This is a genomic window from Bradyrhizobium valentinum (assembly GCF_001440405.1).
Lineage (GTDB): Bacteria > Pseudomonadota > Alphaproteobacteria > Rhizobiales > Xanthobacteraceae > Bradyrhizobium > Bradyrhizobium valentinum.
In genome coordinates this window covers 6,937-23,319 of sequence record NZ_LLXX01000136.1, presented here as the reverse complement: position 1 = coordinate 23,319, position 16,383 = coordinate 6,937, and the positions used below count along the sequence as shown (strand labels likewise).

General features: G+C 61.8%; 14 protein-coding genes and 2 pseudogenes. 11 read left to right on the top strand and 5 right to left on the bottom strand.

Annotated elements, in window-relative coordinates:
* Positions 1–8 precede the first annotated feature (8 nt).
* The gene (locus CP49_RS23790) at positions 9–983 is read right to left on the bottom strand and encodes a Bug family tripartite tricarboxylate transporter substrate binding protein (RefSeq protein WP_156438605.1); all 975 of its coding nucleotides are present in this window, start codon (positions 981–983) and stop codon (positions 9–11) included.
* 153 nt (positions 984–1,136) lie between these two features.
* Here CP49_RS23790 and CP49_RS23785 point away from each other — a divergent pair, with 153 nt between their 5' ends.
* The 10 genes and pseudogenes from CP49_RS23785 to CP49_RS47705 form a co-directional block, all read left to right on the top strand.
* Positions 1,137–2,225: a hypothetical protein gene (locus tag CP49_RS23785; RefSeq protein ID WP_057852611.1), complete on the top strand. Its 1,089-nt coding sequence runs from the start codon at positions 1,137–1,139 to the stop codon at positions 2,223–2,225.
* 21 nt (positions 2,226–2,246) lie between these two features.
* The gene (locus CP49_RS23780; RefSeq protein ID WP_057852610.1) at positions 2,247–5,021 is read left to right on the top strand and encodes a xanthine dehydrogenase family protein molybdopterin-binding subunit; all 2,775 of its coding nucleotides are present in this window, start codon (positions 2,247–2,249) and stop codon (positions 5,019–5,021) included.
* Positions 5,018–5,542, top strand: coding sequence for a (2Fe-2S)-binding protein (locus tag CP49_RS23775; protein WP_057852609.1), 525 nt, complete (start codon positions 5,018–5,020; stop codon positions 5,540–5,542). The genes CP49_RS23780 and CP49_RS23775 overlap by 4 nt, the downstream gene beginning before the upstream one ends.
* Positions 5,543–5,561: 19 nt before the next feature.
* Positions 5,562–6,179 (top strand): hypothetical protein, encoded by a 618-nt coding sequence (locus CP49_RS23770; RefSeq protein WP_057852608.1) that lies wholly within the window; start codon positions 5,562–5,564, stop codon positions 6,177–6,179.
* 119 nt (positions 6,180–6,298) lie between these two features.
* Complete coding sequence (locus CP49_RS23765; RefSeq protein ID WP_057852607.1) at positions 6,299–7,366, top strand: ABC transporter substrate-binding protein; 1,068 nt, start codon at positions 6,299–6,301, stop codon at positions 7,364–7,366.
* A 5-nt stretch (positions 7,367–7,371) separates the two neighbouring features.
* Positions 7,372–8,745, top strand: a complete 1,374-nt coding sequence (locus tag CP49_RS23760) for an MmgE/PrpD family protein (protein WP_057852639.1) — start codon at positions 7,372–7,374, stop codon at positions 8,743–8,745.
* Positions 8,746–8,751: 6 nt separating this feature from the next.
* On the top strand, positions 8,752–9,504 hold the full coding sequence (fabG, locus tag CP49_RS23755; RefSeq protein WP_057852606.1) for a 3-oxoacyl-ACP reductase FabG: 753 nt from the start codon (positions 8,752–8,754) through the stop codon (positions 9,502–9,504).
* 84 nt (positions 9,505–9,588) lie between these two features.
* Positions 9,589–11,685 carry a molybdopterin oxidoreductase family protein gene (locus CP49_RS23750; RefSeq protein WP_057852605.1) on the top strand — a complete coding sequence of 699 codons (2,097 nt, stop codon included), beginning with the start codon at positions 9,589–9,591 and terminating at the stop codon, positions 11,683–11,685.
* Between the two features lie 71 nt (positions 11,686–11,756).
* Positions 11,757–12,539 (top strand): enoyl-CoA hydratase/isomerase family protein, encoded by a 783-nt coding sequence (locus tag CP49_RS23745; protein WP_057852604.1) that lies wholly within the window; start codon positions 11,757–11,759, stop codon positions 12,537–12,539.
* An 879-nt stretch (positions 12,540–13,418) separates the two neighbouring features.
* Positions 13,419–13,575 (top strand): annotated as a pseudogene (locus CP49_RS47705) (DNA primase); the annotation flags it as partial.
* On the opposite strand, the pseudogene CP49_RS23740 reads toward CP49_RS47705, so the two are convergent.
* The 4 genes and pseudogenes from CP49_RS23740 to CP49_RS23725 all read right to left on the bottom strand — a co-directional run.
* A pseudogene (locus CP49_RS23740) lies at positions 13,559–14,161 on the bottom strand (Crp/Fnr family transcriptional regulator); the annotation flags it as partial. The pseudogenes CP49_RS47705 and CP49_RS23740 sit on opposite strands and share 17 nt — an antisense overlap.
* Before the next feature lie 255 nt (positions 14,162–14,416).
* Entirely contained in the window at positions 14,417–14,749 is a 333-nt protein-coding gene (locus CP49_RS23735) for a hypothetical protein (RefSeq protein ID WP_057852603.1), read from the bottom strand.
* A gap of 54 nt (positions 14,750–14,803) precedes the next feature.
* The gene (locus CP49_RS23730; protein ID WP_082646186.1) at positions 14,804–15,556 is read right to left on the bottom strand and encodes a cupin domain-containing protein; all 753 of its coding nucleotides are present in this window, start codon (positions 15,554–15,556) and stop codon (positions 14,804–14,806) included.
* Positions 15,557–15,638: 82 nt separating this feature from the next.
* Positions 15,639–16,007, bottom strand: coding sequence for a VOC family protein (locus CP49_RS23725; RefSeq protein WP_057852601.1), 369 nt, complete (start codon positions 16,005–16,007; stop codon positions 15,639–15,641).
* A 185-nt stretch (positions 16,008–16,192) separates the two neighbouring features.
* Here CP49_RS23725 and CP49_RS48960 point away from each other — a divergent pair.
* On the top strand, positions 16,193–16,383 hold a 191-nt coding region (locus tag CP49_RS48960), incomplete at its 3' end, for a hypothetical protein (RefSeq protein WP_338060375.1).

The window sequence follows — 16,383 nt, the reverse complement described above, 5'->3', positions numbered from 1 at the left end:
AAGGTTTCTCATTGCGGCGGCTTGTCGAATTTCTTGACGACCTCCGCCCATTTCACAATATCGCCGCGCAGGAATTTGTCGAATTCCTCCGGCGTCATCGACATAGGAACGGCGCCTTGCTGGGTCCAGAGCTTTACGACGTCGGGCCGTTTCACAACTGCGTTCACGGCCGCATTGAGTTTGTCGATAATCGGCTTTGGCGTGCCCGCGGGCGCCATCAAGCCGAGCCAGATTGTGGCCTCATAGCCGGGAATACCGGCCTCGATCACCGAAGGCGCATTGGGCAGGACGGTCGATCGCGTCTTGCCTGTCGTCGCCAGTGCGCGCACCTGATTTTCGGCGACGTTGGGGGCCATCGCCGGAACGGCATCGATCATCATCTGCACCTGGCCGCCAATCACGCCACTGCGCGCTTCGCCGCTGTTGCGGTACGGTACATGGATGACGTCGATGCCGGCCATGGCTTTGAATAGCTCGCCCGCCATGTGGTACGGCGTACCTTGGCCTGATGATGCATAGTTCAATTTGCCGGGCTGCGATTTGGCGAGCGCGACGAATTCCTGCAGCGTCTTCGCCTGCACGGAGGGATGAACCACGATGACGAGGTCGGAATAGTTGACCGGCGCGATCGGCGCGAGGTCGCGCATCAGTTCGTATTTGCGCTGCGGGACCAGCGATTCGTTCGCGGTCTGGGTGTTCGACATCATCAACAGCGTATAGCCGTCTGGCGGCGACTTGACGGCTTCCTGCGTGCCGATCACGCCGCCGGCACCTGTGCGGTTTTCGATCACGAAGGGCTGACCGAAACTCTCCTGCAGGATGGTGCCGATCTGGCGGGCGGTGACGTCGGCAGGCCCTCCGGCGCCAAAGGGAACAATCACCTTCACCGGCCGCGACGGATAATCCTGCGCCAGACTGGGCGTAGCCAGAAGAGGTGGAGCCGCGACAATTACTGCCAGCGCGAGCGCCGTTCTCAAGCGCATCATATCGACCTCCCCAACTTGGTCTTTTTCTGCAAGGGCCCGTTTACCGGCCTCGTGCCAAGTCTAGCTATCCGCGCACCGACCGCTAGTCCCCAGAATCAGATATTCGTCAGCGTTCGGCCTATACAATTTCAAGGTGACAAGGAACGCGACATGAGAATTGCCCCCAGCCTGACCGTCGCTGCAATCATGCTTTGGGGTGGGACCGTCGCCAGTGCCCAGACCCTTCCGGCCTATATGGCGCCCATCGCCGGCAAAGCCGCCGCAACACCTTCCGACACCGCAACCAAGGATATGCTGGCGCTCAACACCGGTATGTTCGAGCTCTACGGCGATGCAGCGAAGATTTTCCAGAAGAACATTCTGAGCAAGCATCCGGTGATCCTCGCGCTTTTCTCCGGCGCCGGCGGGCGGATGATCCTCTACCGGCCGGGAATGGCGCCGCTGGACGCGCCGCAGGTACCGGTCGTGTATCAATTGCTGAAATCGGTCGGCCACAGCACGATGGCGCTGGTGCAGGTCGTTGGCCCCTATGTCGATAACCCCGATAACAAGTCCTGGCGCGGTTCGATACTTGCCTACCGCAGCCGCATGCAATCGGCGCTCGACGGTCTTGGTGCAACGCCGATGGAGCCGGGCTGGCGCGACAACAATCGCACCATCCTGCAGAACAACATTGCCTTCATGGACGAATGCATCGCAAACGGCGTCATTCCCTTCAGCACCCTCGAAGCCTTCGGCAAGAAGCAGGCGCCTTATCTGGCGCAGAATGTCGCGTGGGCGGCGCAGACGCAGGTCGCGCACTGGATGACGGTACTGGCCGAGTGGAAGGCGCAGCTCGGCGCCGAATGGGACAAGACCTACGCGGCCAGCAACACGATCTATGTCGCGCGTCAGAACAACGTGTTGTTCAGCGTGCTGGCGCAGTTCTTCGGTCCCGACGCGATCAATAGCCGCTTGCTGTTGATCGAGACGATTTCCTTCACGACGACGCCGGCGGACATGCTGGAATCGCTGACCCGCATCATCGCCGATCGTTCGGTCGGCGCGCTGTTCTTCGGCAACTACCACCTGATGGATTATGAGCTGATGGGTGGCGATGCGCGCGCCGCGATCGTTGCCGAGAGCGCCAAGCGTGGCATGACGCCGTTCCTGCCGCCCGCCGTTCCCTTCGGCTCGAAGCAATGGCCGACACTGGTCACGCCGGGGCAGGGGCCAGCGACCATCGCTGATTTGAAGTAGTTCCGGCAAAGGGCAAAGGACATGCGGCCTTCGCGGCGCGAGTTTCTGACCTGGGTGTCGGCGAGCGGTATTGCGCTCAGCCTTTCGCGTCTGGGCTCGGCGGAGGCCGCCGGCTTGCCCCCGCGTGCGTCGCTTCCGGGGCGTGCGAACTGGAGTCCGGCCGCCAATGGCGCGGGCCGGGTCGATGGCGTCGCCAAGGTTACCGGCGCGAAGCTTTATGCATCCGACTTCCGTGCGGCCGACCTTCCGGGCTGGCCGGCGAGTACATCGCACGCAATGCTCATCCGCGCACCGGATGCCACGCATGTCTATGTGGGAATGGACCTCGGCCGGCTCAGCGGTGCGTTGAAGCCATCCGTGGTGGTGACCGCGGCCGATCTCGCGAAGATCGGCACGCGCGTTCCCGAATTCTACACCGGCGATCTGTTCTGCCCGCTGGGCAAGACGCCGCTCTATCTGGGGCAACCGGTCGCAGTGTTGATCTTCGAGACGTTCGATGCCTTCGATCAGGCGCGTCTTGCATTGCGCGATGGAACGTTCGTGAGGTTCGGCGAGGAGACCGGCCCCGTCGCGATGCCGGCTTACGGCGCGTATCGGTTTACGCGCGTCGCCGGTGCGACGCCGGACGCGCCCGACGTCTATTCGCCGATCCAGGCCGGCTGGGTCAGCCCCGGGCGCTCGCAGAACTCGCCGCTGCCGATATGGTCGCCGGCCGCAAAGGACACCGAGGCTTCCTATGCCAAGGCGGCGATCCATGGCGAACGGATCCGCGCTGAGCTCGCGGCCAAAAATCCGAACCTTCTGGTGCTGGATCGCGAGTTCGAGACGCAATCGGTCGATCCGATGTTCCTTGAGCCGGAATCCGGTCTCGCCTGGTACAACAGGAACAGCGAAAGCCTCGAACTGGTTCTTGGCGTGCAGTCTCCTTACGAAGCGGCGGAGTCGATCGCGCACCTGCTTGGCGAGGCCCGCGCTCCCTTCAAGCCGGCGCGGATCAATACCCAGTTCACCCATATGGGCGGCGGCTTCGGCGGACGCGATCACACGCCGTTTGTGTTGTATGTGGCGCTGGCGGCGATGTTCTTTGCTGGGCATCCGGTCCGGCTGGCGCACGATCGCTATCAGCAGTTTCAGGGTGGCATCAAGCGCCACGCCTTCAAGATGCGGTCGCGGATCGGGGTCGATCGGTCGACCGGAAAAATTCAGGCTTTCGCTGCGGACCACGTTCTCGATGGCGGCGGCCTGGCAAATTTTTCGGCCAACGTAGCGACCGTCGGCGCGACCGCCGCGATCGGAATCTATGATGTGCCGAAGGTCGACGTGACCACGGTTGCCATTCATTCGCGCGGAGTGACCGCGGGATCGATGCGCGGTTACGGCACGCTGCAGACGATGACGGCGCTCGAAGTGCTGGTTGATGAAGTAGCGGCCGCCTTGCCGCTCGACCCGATCGAATTCCGGCGGCGCAATGCGCTCGCGCCCAAGGGCCGGACCTTGACCGGTAATCCCTACGGCGTTTCGGTCCGCACCACTGAAATCCTCGACAAGCTCGAGAAGCATCCGATCTGGCAGCTGCGCGCGCAGCAGAAATCGGGCGCGGCGCAGGGCAGGCTCGTCGGTACCGGTGTTGCGTGTGTGACCAAGGACTATGGCACCGGCGCCGATTGTTCGCTTGGTCGTGTCGAACTGTCCCCCGACGGCAAGATCACGATCTATTGCGATCATACCGAGATGGGCAACGGCATCGGTACCGCGCTTGCCAACCGGGTCGCGATCCATCTCGGCGCGGTCGCTGACGAAGTCTCGGTGGCGCGTGTGGACACGTATGACGCCCTCGGACTGGTCACGTCAGGCGATCCCTACACGATGGACCAGAAGACGCAGGACGCAGCGGAAAGGAACCCACGCTGGGTGCCGGCGATCAGTTCGGCGACCAGCGCTTCGATCGGTGCGCATGTCGGCACCCACTCGGCCGCAGAAGCGGCGCGCGTCATCTTCCGTTTCGGCCTGTGGCCGGCGGCGCTGGAACTATGGCACATCGCTGGGAATGATCAGCGCGCAAAGGATTGGGCGAAGGCGCAGTGGAAGGGCGGGCAGCTCGTCATGTCCGGTCTTGCGCCGTTGCCGTTGTCTGCCGTTGCCGCGAAGGCGCATGCGCGCAATTTCGTGACCGGCGCAGTGGCTCACAGCTTCTCCCGCTGGGAATGGTCGCGCGCCCGCTTTCCGCTTTTTGGCGAACAATATCGCGCGGAGATCGACGCGCTGGCCGTGCGCAGGGGCAACGGCAAGTTCGAGCGCATCAACCGCGTCAGCGTCAAATTCCCGCCGACCGACAACAACCGGATCGGCACAACGTATACCTCGATGTGCGGCACGCTGGTCCGCATCGAGATCGAGCGCGCCACCGGCGCGCTGCGCATTGCCAAGGCCTACAGCGTATTCGAATGCGGACTGGCGCTGGTACCCGACGTAGTAATGGGTCAGGCGCAGGGCGGCTTCGCAATGGGAGTAGGCTATGCCTTGCTTGAGACGCTGCCGCCCTTTGAAGGCGGCCCGGGCAACGGCCAGTGGAATCTCGGGCAATATCTCGTCGCGCGTGGATCGGATCTGCCGCTGCACGATCTCGAAATCGAGATGCTGCCGCCCCTGACGCCGGATGAGCTGCCGAAAGGCATGGCGGAAGTCGTCATGGTTCCGGTCGTGCCCGCCATCCTGAACGCGATTTTCGACGCTACCGGCCGCCGCTTCCAATCGCTGCCAGTGACGGCAAGCCTGCTCAAGGGAGTTCTGGCGTGACCAAATTGAGCCTCACGATCAACGGCCGGGCGTACGGCCCGGTCGATGTGCGCGACGAACTCTCGATGAATGATTTCCTGCGCGAATATCTCGGCATGACCGGTACCAAGTTCGGCTGCGGCGCGGCGCAGTGCCTGAGCTGCGCCGTCATCGTCGATGAGCCCGATGGCACAAGCTACACCGGCCCGACCTGCATCGCCTCGGCGGCAAGCTTTGACGGCAAGACCATTCGCACGGTCGAGGGTCATGAGAAGGAAGGTGAACTCACCGCGTTGCAGAAGGCCTTTATCCGGCACTTTGCCTTCCAGTGCGGCTACTGCACTGCAGGTTTTCTCAACGAGGGGCAGGTCCTGCTGGAACGTCTGGCGAAGGCTCCGGTGAGGCGCGCTGATCTCGAAAACACCGTCGCTGAAGCGCTCGACGGCCACCTCTGCCGCTGCACTGGCTACATCAAGTACCATGAGGCCGTGCGCGACGTGATTCTGGCCGACTCCGGGCGCTATCTCGTGGCGAACCGGTGACCGGGCAGGGGAACGCGCCATGAAATCGGAATTGCGGTTTCAGATCGTGGTCGCTCTCGTCGCGGTCGCGACGAGCACGCTTACCGGCTACGCCGTTTCCCAAACTGCGCAGCAGGCGCTTGCAAGCCCGGAAAGCTTTGCTTCGATTGCCGATACCGATGCGCGCTCGGCGGCCATGTTCACCGAACTTGGCAAGGTGTTGACGCATCCTCGCTGCACGAATTGCCATCCCGCAACCGACCGACCGCGGCAGGGCGACGAGGGGCGGCTACACCAGCCGCCGGTCACGCGCGGCGCGGATGGCCATGGCCTTGCCGCGATGCGCTGCTCGATTTGCCACAAGCATGCGAACTTCGAACCCGGTCGCATGCCGGGCCATCCGGAATGGCACCTCGCACCGCGCGAAATGGCGTGGGAGGGCAAGACGGTTGCTGAAATCTGCACGCAGCTTAAGGACCCCGCACGCAACGGCGGGCGCAAGCTCGAGGAACTCATCCATCATATCGGCGAAGATACGCTGGTCGGCTGGGCCTGGGCTCCGGGCGCCGGCCGCAGCCCCGTGCCCGGCTCGCAGAAGCAGGCTGGTGCGCTCGTCGAGGCCTGGGTGAAAACCGGCGCGGCCTGTCCTCCGCAGTAGCATTTGGGCGTAGCTGCGACGGGCCAGGCGCATCAGCCATGGACAGCTCTCAATCCATAGGAATAATGCTCGGGCTCGAGGGTACTTAAACTTCGCCAACAAGCGCGGGGAACGAGAACATGAAACACCCAGGGATTTCACGCCGTTACGTGCTGGCTGGCACAGGCGCTGTTCTCGCAGGCGCAGCATTTTCCACGCGCGTGATGGCCGCAGCGCCCCCACCGGAAGCGGTGACGCCGGCGCTGATCGAAGCGGCAAAGAAGGAAGGCAAGGTCAACTATTACACCTCGACCGATTTGCCGGTCGCGGAGAAGCTCGCCAAGGCGTTCGAGGCGAAATATCCTGATATCGCGGTGCGCGTCGAACGCACCGGCGCGGAGCGCTTATTCCAGCGCATCGGCCAGGAATATTCGAGCAACATCCATGCCGTCGACGTGGTGAACTCGTCCGATGCCGCGCATTTCATCGTCTGGAAGCGTGACGGCATTCTGGCGCCTTACGTGACCGAGGATGTCGCAAAATACTATCCGGCCGAGCACAAGGATCCGGACGGCCAGTTTGCGAGCTTCCGCGTCTGGCTCAGCATCATCGCTCACAACACCAATCTGGTGAAGGCGGAGGATGCGCCGAAGAGTTTTGCCGATCTGCTCGATCCCAAATGGAAGGGCAAGATCGTCAAGGCGCATCCGGGCTACAGCGGCACCATCATGACCGCGACCTATCAGATGCAGCGCGATCTCGGCTGGAGCTTCTTCGAGCAACTTGCCAGGCAGAACATCATGCAGGTACAGTCATCGGCCGATCCGCCGAAGAAGCTCGATCTCGGCGAGCGCGCGGTGATGGCCGACGGCAATGAATACAACATCTTCCAGATGAAGGAGGCGGGGCGTCCGGTCGCGCCGGTTTATGCCGCGGAGGGTTCGCCGCTGATCATCGGACCGAACGGCGTCTTCAAGGGTGCACCGAATCCGAACGCGGCAAGGCTGTTCCAGTCGTTCAGTCTCAGCCGGGAGGCCCAGCAACTGATCGTCGATGTCGGCGGCCTCCGCTCGGTGCATTCGCAAACGGTCGAGAAGGCGGGACGCACGCCGCTCAAGGACATCAAGACCATGAAGGATGACGCGGCGGCGGTGGAGAAGGAAAGCGAGGCGATCAAGGCGCGCTACACAAAAATCTTCCGCGTTTGACCGGCATGGCCTCGGGACTGCCCAGGATTTCGGTCGCCGAAACGCTGGCCGAAAAGATCGTCGCGCTCAGGCTCGGCGCATTGCCGGAAGCGACCGCGCGCAAATGTGAGGACCTGCTGATCGACGTGGTAGGCCTGTGCGTCACTGCACGCAACGAGGACTACATCGTAAGCGCACTAGCAGGTTTTGACGATGACGGCCCGTGCGCCGCGATCGGACATCGGCGCACACTGAATGCGGCGGGCGCCGCCTTCGTCAACGGCACTGCCGCGCATGGCGAGGATTTCGACGACACTTTCGAGGGCGGCCCGGTGCATGCAGGCGCCGTGATCGTGCCAGCGGTGCTCGCCGCCTGCGAGCGGCACAATCCGGATGGCCGGATGGCGCTGATCGGCATCGCGGTCGGCGCCGAAGTGCTCTGCCGTCTGAGCCTCGTGGTGCCGAAGGCCGTTCATAAGGCAGGCTTCCACCCGACGGCAATATTTGGTGCGATGGGCGCAGCCGCCGGTGTCGGCGCAGCACTTGGCCTCAACGCCAAGCAGATCGTCGATGCGCTTGGCGTCGCCGGCAGCATGGCCGGCGGCATCATCGAATATCTCGCGGATGGCGCCTGGACCAAGCGGCTGCACGCCGGATGGGCAGCGCAATCAGGCATCCGCGCCGCGCTATTGGCGCGGGCAGGATTCGTCGGGCCGCGCACGGTGTTCGAGGGCGTGCACGGGCTGTTCCATGGCTTTGCGCGCACCGCCGAGGCTGACTACGACGCGTTGACCGGCGATTTCGGCACGCGCTGGGTGATGGACACGCTGGCGTTCAAACCATATCCATGCGGGACTATGGCGCAGCCCTACATCGATTGCGCGCGCCGCCTGGCCGCGCACGGCATCAAGCCGGAAGACGTCGCCGAGATCGTCTGTGAGGTGGCGGAGGGCACGGTGCACCGGCTATGGGAGCCGCTCCCCGACAAACAGCGTCCGCGTAACGGCTATGCCGCCAAGTTTGCCGTGCCTTATCTGTTGGCCACCGGATTCGTTCATGGCGGCGTCGGGCTCGGGGCGTTCACGGAAAGCGCGATCCGCGATGAGCGCGTGCTGGCGCTCGCCGCCAAAGTGAAGTTCATGATTGATCCGGACAATCCCTATCCCAACAATTACACTGGCCACATCCGCGCCACCCTCAGGGACGGCAGTGTGGTTGAAGAGCGGCAGCCATATCTGCGGGGCGGCGCGCAGGAGCCGCTGACGCGGCAGGATCTGATCGACAAGTTCTTGCTCAACGCCGAGCATGGCGGCTGGAGCGCCGCGCAAAGCGATGCGGCGTTGAAACTGATGGCGGGGCTGTATAACGGCCGTATCGATCTTTCCTCATTGCGCGGGTAGCGGCTCATGACCCAGGAACTCGTAGGCAAAGTCGCTATCGTCACCGGCGCGGGTCGCAATATCGGCCGCGCTATCGCGTTGACCCTGGCGGACGGCGGTGCGTCCATCCTCGTGAATGCGCGCAGCAACCGCGCCGAGGCGGAAACCGTCGCCCGCGAGATCGAGGCTGCGGGCGGCAAGGCGCTGGTTCATATCGGCGACGTCGCCGACGCGGCGGCGGTGCAGGCCATGGCGGATGCTGCCGTTCAGCAATTCGGCCGTATCGATATCCTCGTCAACAACGCGGCGCTGCGTCGCGAAAAGCCCTTTGCCGAGATGGACTACGCCACGTGGCGCGAAATCCTCGATGTGACCCTCGATGGAACGTTTCACTGCGTGAAGGCCTGCCTGCCGGCACTACGAAAGTCGGGCGGTGGGACCATTGTCAATATCGGCGGCCTCAGCGCGCATACGGGGGCGAAGAATCGCGCGCATGTGGTGACGGCGAAGGCCGGCATCATAGGCCTGACCCGGGCGCTGGCCCATGATCTTGCCGATGACGGCATCACAGTGAATTGCGTGGTTCCCGGTCTGATTGGCACGCCGCGGCCCAAGGACAAACCGGAGCCGGCGCATCATTTGATTCATCAGACCATCGCCGGCAATCGGGGCCTGCCGGAGGACGTCGCTGCAACCGTGCGTTTCCTGTGCGGGCCTGGCGCGCGCTACATCAACGGGCAGGCGATCCACACCAATGGCGGCGCCTATTTGGGCGCCTGATGCATGGCTCAAGGCCGTTTTTGCAGGTGCACTGCCGGACAAACCCCCTCGGCGAGCGCGGCGTTTGATGGTACCTAGAAACGCATGAACCAGCATGCCAAGGTCGATATCCGCCACTCCACCTGTCCGCACGATTGTCCGTCGGCGTGCGCGCTTGATATCGAGGTGATCGACGGTCGCTCGATCGGCCGGGTCCGCGGCTCCAAGCTGCAGACCTATACGGCGGGCGTCGTCTGCGCGAAAGTCGCGCGCTACGCCGAGCGCATTCATCATCCCGACCGGCTGCTCTATCCAATGCGCCGCACCGGACCAAAGGGCTCTGGCCAGTTCGCGCGGATTTCCTGGGATGAAGCTCTCGATGAAATCGCCGCACGGTTCGATCAGGCCGAGCACGAATTCGGCGCTGAATCAGTCTGGCCCTATTACTACGCCGGCACCATGGGGCTGGTCATGCGTGACGGCATCAACCGCCTTTCGCATGTGAAGAAGTATTCGCGCTTCTATTCGACCATCTGCGCCAACATTGCGCGTGTCGGCTTTGCCATCGGCACCGGCAAGATTGCCGGAGTCGATCCGCGCGAGATGGGTGTCTCCGATCTCGTTGTGATCTGGGGCACCAATCCGGTGAATACCCAGGTCAACGTGATGACGCATGCCTCGCGCGCCCGCAAGGAGCGCGGCGCCAAGATTGCAGCAATCGACATCTACAACAACGACACCATGAAGCAGGCGGATATCAAGATCCTGCTCCGGCCGGGTACCGACGGCGCCTTCGCCTGCGGCGTCATGCACGTGCTGTTCCGCGAGGGTTATGCGGACCGTGCCTATATGGATCACTACACCGATTGCCCCGATGAACTAGAATCGCATCTGGCGACGCGTACGCCGGAATGGGCCTCGAAAATCTCAGGCGTGCCGGTCGAGGAGATCGAAGCATTCGCGCGCCTTGTCGGCCAGACCAAGCGTACGTTCTTCCGCCTCGGCTACGGATTTACCCGCAGCCGCAACGGTGCGGCGCAGATGCACGCGGCGCTGTGCATCCCGGCAGTGACGGGTGCCTGGCAATACGAGGGAGGCGGCGCTTTCTTCAACAACGCGGGGATATGGAACTTCAACGAATCCATCATCGAGGGCCATGACGCGATCGACCGCACAACGCGTTGGCTCGACCAGTCCAAAATCGGGCGCATCCTGACTGGTGACGGGGACGCCCTGAAGGGCGGCGGCCCCATCAAGGCGATGCTGATCCAGAACACCAATCCCGTGACGGTCGCGCCCGAGCAGGCGCTGGTGCGTCGGGGTTTTGCCCGCGAGGATCTGTTCGTCGCGGTGCACGAGCAGTTCATGACCGAGACGGCTGTCATGGCCGACATTGTGCTTCCGGCCACGATGTTCATGGAACATGACGATCTCTATTACGGCGGCGGCCACCAGCATATTTCGGTCGGCGCCAAGCTGATCGATCCGCCCGGCGAGTGCCGTTCCAACCATGAGGTGCTGCAGGGCCTCGGCCGCCGGCTTGACGCCGTGCATCCCGGTTTTGAGATGACGCCGCGCGAGTTGATCGATGCCACGCTGAAGCAGAGCGGCCACGGTGACATCGAAACCCTGGAAGCGGATCTGTGGCGCGACATTCAGCCGGATTTTCGCACCTCCCATTATCTCGACGGTTTTGCGCACGCCGACAAGAAGTTTCACTTCAAGGCCGACTGGGCCAACCCTCCCTTCGGCAATCCGGGCCTGGGTCCGTGGACGCAGATGCCATCGCTGCCCGATCACTGGACGGTCATCGAGGAGGCGGATGAGAAGCATCCGTTCCGTCTCGCCACCTCGCCGTCGCGCAGCTATCTCAATACCAGTTTCAATGAGACGCCGGGATCGCAGGCTCGCGAAGGCGCACCGACGGTGATGATGCACCCAGAAGACGCCGCAAGCCTTTCGATTGTCGATGGCGACGCCGTGACGCTCGGCAACATGCGGGGCGAAACTACGCTGACCGTCAGGGTGTTCGACGGCCTGCGCCGCGGCGTGCTGATCGCCGAGTCCATCCATCCGAACAAGGCCCATATCGGCGGCCGCGGCATCAACATGCTGACCGGAGCCGAAGCGGTTGCGCCGGTCGGCGGTGCGGCATTCCATGACAACAAGGTCTGGGTCAGGAAGGCCGCGCCCGCAGCCTAATTCCCGCTTGCAGTCCACCGCCGTCCTGCCGCAAATGATTGCCAAGCCATTGCAAACAGGTGAGCGGGACAATGACTGACACGAGCAGCGTGATACGCGAAAAGCGCGGACAGGCGTTCTGGATTACCATCAACCGGCCAGACAAGCGTAACGCCATCAATGCCGATGTGGTCGGCGGTATCGCCCGCGGCTATCGCGAAGCGCATGACGACAAGGACATCCGGGTCATCGTGCTGACGGGCGCAGGCGACAAGGCGTTTTGCGCCGGCGCCGACCTGCAGCACAGCGGCGCGGCCTTCGCGACTGATTATTCCAAGCCGAATGTCGATTACGCCGACCTGCTGCGGCTGTCGCAAAGCGCCACCAAGCCCGCAATCGCGCGGGTGGGGGGCGTCTGCATGGCCGGCGGCATGGGCCTGTTGTGCATGACCGACATGGCGGTCGCCGCCGACCACGTGATCTTTGGACTGCCAGAAGTGAAGGTCGGTGTGTTCCCGATGCAGGTGTTGAGCCTGCTGCAGTCGATCGCGCCAAAGCGGCTCGTCAGCGAATGGTCGCTGACCGGCGAGCCGTTCGACGCGCACATGGCGCAGGCTGCCGGGCTCCTGAATTACGTCGTGCCCTCGGCCGAGCTCGACGCCAAAGTCGACTGGCTGGTCAGCCGCATCGTCGATAAGTCGCCGACTGCGATCCGGCGCGGCAAATATGCGATGCGGGCGATCGCCTCGATGTCGTTCGACGAGAGCATCGCCTATACCGAAAGCCAAATCGCGCTGCTGGCGATGACGGAAGACGCCAAGGAGGGCCTCAAGGCCTTCGGCGAGAAGCGCAAGCCGTCATGGCCGGGCAGATAGGTCATTCAGAGAAAGGACTAGGGCTGGATTCCTCCGAACGTTCCCTTCTTCTCCACGCCTCGACGGGGCACGCCATCCCGTTTCGATCCCTCGCGCGATGATGAGTCGCTCGCCGGAGGCACTCGCCTTCGGGGCCCGCCGTCATTTCATGCCGGCGTCGCTATCACTCCCCCTCTGCGGGTGCCTTCTTAACCGGTCTCGCGACTGCAGTCGGTCCCGCGTCCCGCCGCGGTTACCGCGTCGGCGCTATGCTGACGCTCCTGCGGCTGCCTCTTTCTCCGGCCTGCGCTTCGCTTCGGCGCGATTTCTCCGGCCAAACTGACACGCGACCCATAAATAGTCCATTTAAGGTAATACGGTCTATTTATGTAGAGAATGTTGAACAGCATTCGGGCAAAGAGTTCTTTTAGATCTCCCTTGGCGCCTGAAACCGATGACGAATGATGGTCGCGAGTTGCTTGCCACTTGCCGATAGAAGGCCGGCGACGACGGGTTCTGTTTGATTTGAACCCTTTTGCCTTCCTAGAAGCACCGAAAGCCCCTAACCAAGTTGATTGACTCTAGAAATCTTCTCAAGCGTGCCTCGTATAGTCGATGCTACTCATGTTGGAGAGGGGAAGGCCCGTGCGAAGAAACCTGTGTCATTTCAGCCGTCGGTTGCGAGCCGTACGTGAGAGAGTGAGAGGGGAATCGGATTCTCGTGACGGGTTGGAGGTCGAGAGAGAGGCTTTCGGCCGCCCGTCGCGGAGAGTCGAACATGACAAGCATCAAACTCAGACCGTCCGGTGATATTCCCTTCAACAAGTTTGCCTTGGGTCAGCCCAACGTCTGCCGCGCGAAGGCCGGCATCTCGGTGCCCGGCCGAAGGGGGGAATGATCATGAAGAGGCATGGTGCGGAGCTGGCATTTCGCCTGGCGCATGAGGCCGAGGCGGTATGCCGTCACTATCTCTCTAACGGCCGGCGCATTGGCAATTATTGGCAAGTCGGCGACGCCAGGAACACAACTGGCCGCTCAATGTTATTGGGAGTAAGGAAACCAAGCTCGCCCATCAGTCGTCCCGGCGGAAGTTCGACGTCGATTTCCCTGACCAAAAACTTTCCTGTGACCGTCAAGAACATTTCGGTGGCCGCATCATCCTTCTTGAACAATTTATCGCCCCGGCGATATTTGCGCTCGGTCATGAAAGGTTTGAGCCATTCCAATGAGGTATCGCCCTCCGTCGCGATACGTGCCCTCTTGATCAGATTGAGCATTTGACGGAGGCGAATTGCATTGATAGGCAGCAACAGCAGATACAAGATAAAAGTCGCGACGTTTCCTGAAAGCGCGCCAAAGGCGACGAAGAATGTACAGCCGGCCATGTTCGCGACGCGCAGCGGCACCATTGTATGCATCAGCAAGGTAGCGACAAGAAAGATGGCGCCAACCAGAGCGAACATGTTGGCAAGCGTAATGTTGGCTAGCACAATTTCCAGCAGCCGATTGAATAGTGCGTCGTAGGTGATGCTGTTGGGATCGAGGCCCATCTGAACCAGAATCTTTGCGATCCTGAGGTTGTCCGCCGCCGTATCAAGAATGCGGTTTAGTATCGTCGAAAAATCTGCACTGCTCGACTCCATCGGATCTTCCCCCGCGCAAAGCCGTCGGTATTTCGGTCGGATAACGCTTGTTGAGAACGCTGTTCAAAGAACGCAGCGCTTCCGACGAGGTGATCGATTAACCCTTAACGTTTCGCCTGCCATTTGGGCTCCTTCAGGAGCATTCGTTTGGCCTTCTTCTCCGCACGCTTCTTGAGATCGGCCTTAATCTTATCGATCAAAGTCCGTGTTCCCGGCGTCCAAACTTTGAGGGTCGAGTTCACTTTCGCCTCGACTTCATCGCTTCGTTTTCTTTGCAACCTTCTTAGCGGTCGTTGCTGACTTCTTGACGGTTTTCTTAGCCGCGTTCTTACCAGACTCTTTTGGCGCGTTCTTCGAAGTTGATTTCTTTCGACGAGGAATTACCACAAATGGCGGCATCATAGGGTCGGCTAGTAAACCGTCACCGGCCATCGGCATATAGGTGACGGGTTGTTCGCCCGGCTTCACGGGGTCTGGCTCCATTGCATGTTGCACGGCGTCCGATACCGTGGTTGTTATGTTTTCGACGGCGTCGTTGACCTTATCGACCAACTTCTCGATTACGTTTTTATCCTTGTCGTCGTCCATCGCGCCCTCCAGGAGTGGAATGCGGGCATGACACTGCTGGCCGCCCGTCGGTAGCTATTGATTCTTTGCTGGTGCGCCCGGAAGCACGGCTGCCACACCTTCCGGATTGATGTTGAAGGCCAAGAATATCAACGGCTCGTCGCCTGGGTTTCCCCATTGGTGCACGAGGCCGTAGGGTTCATAGATCAAAGAACCCGGTCCCCTTGCTTCTGTCTTACCGTCGACCGTGTTGGCCCCGGTGCCGGAGATGATAAAATATAGAGCCGCGCCTGACCGATGGTGTGGAGGGTTGGAGGGCATCCGTGCCGGAAATGTGACTCGCGTGAGATTGAGATCATAACCGCCTGGCTTCAGGTCGGGGATCGGATTCGCTGTGCGATACAATTCTCTCACGGCGGCAGGTGCCGTCTCGGCAGGCCGACCCAAGTCCACGGCGGGCGCGAGGAAGAAGTGGAGGAAAGTCGATGGCCCTCCGCTGCCCGCCGTTAGCGCCGCGGTCTTTCCGCCGGCGATGAACAGCCCCTCTCCGGCGTTGAGCATTTTGGCCTTGCCATCGAGCGCGACCTCGGTCGATCCTGACATCTGGTAGAGGATGCCGTTGGCTCCCAAAACGCCGCTCTTCTCATCCGGCTGAAGAGTGACGCTCACTGCTTTGAAATGGAGCGGCACGTCTGTGACGGTCGGCAGTTTGGTTGCGGCGATCACTGTTCGTGTAATTGCCGGTGGAGCGGGGGTGATTTGTGCGGTCCCGGAGGCGGGAAGCGCCATCGCGCCGAGCAACAGTAGTCCGGTTGTCCTGAATTGCATGATTGCCTCCCAGGTTCAGCGGATAATCGGAGCACCATACGCTCTCCCAGCGCTTCTTGGAATGGGAGGCCGCTTCGAGCTGCTATTGGACGGAAACCGGGAGCAAAGGCCGAGCGAAACTGAGTTCGTGGCCGTCGGGGTCAATTAGGTGGAAGAAGCGCTCACCCCATTCGGCATCGCGGGGCACCGTAGCTGGCTGGTATCCCGCTGCGAGCGCACGGTCGTAAAGTGCGTCAACATCGGCAACGTAGAAGATTACCCGCCCCCACCAGGACCAGCGCCGCTCGGCTGGCTGGGCGATGAGGTTAAGAAAGCTCGCCCCTGCTCGAAAGCTGGTGAGGGACGACCCTTCGCCGTCATGCAGGACCTCAAACCCCAGCGCGCCGTAGAACCGGACAGCTCGTGGCATTTCGTGGGTGCCCAGTGTGACCGCGCTGATCCCCTCGATCATGGACAGAACTCTCCTGTTTCATTTCCCCGCGCCGCTTGTAGCCGACACTTCTCCACGGGTCAGAACAAAGCCGAGTGCGCGACGTACGGGCTGACCGTCGCCTCATGGATCGACTGGGGCAGGAATAACCGCAATGGACGAAGCCGGTTCATCGGATAACCTAAACGAACGGCGCTCAACAGCTAGTGGCCACGTCGTCGCTTGCGCAAGAGTTGGCGTCGAACAGCCAGGCTGCATCAAGGGTTCAGATCCTCAGTGGTCACTACAACACCGCGGTCAGAGTGCCCCTCCCGTTGCAACTTCGCGCGAGCGAGATGTTCGATCTCGGCTCGGTGCCTTACAAAGATAGCGATGAGTTGTGCATGGCCTGCGTCCC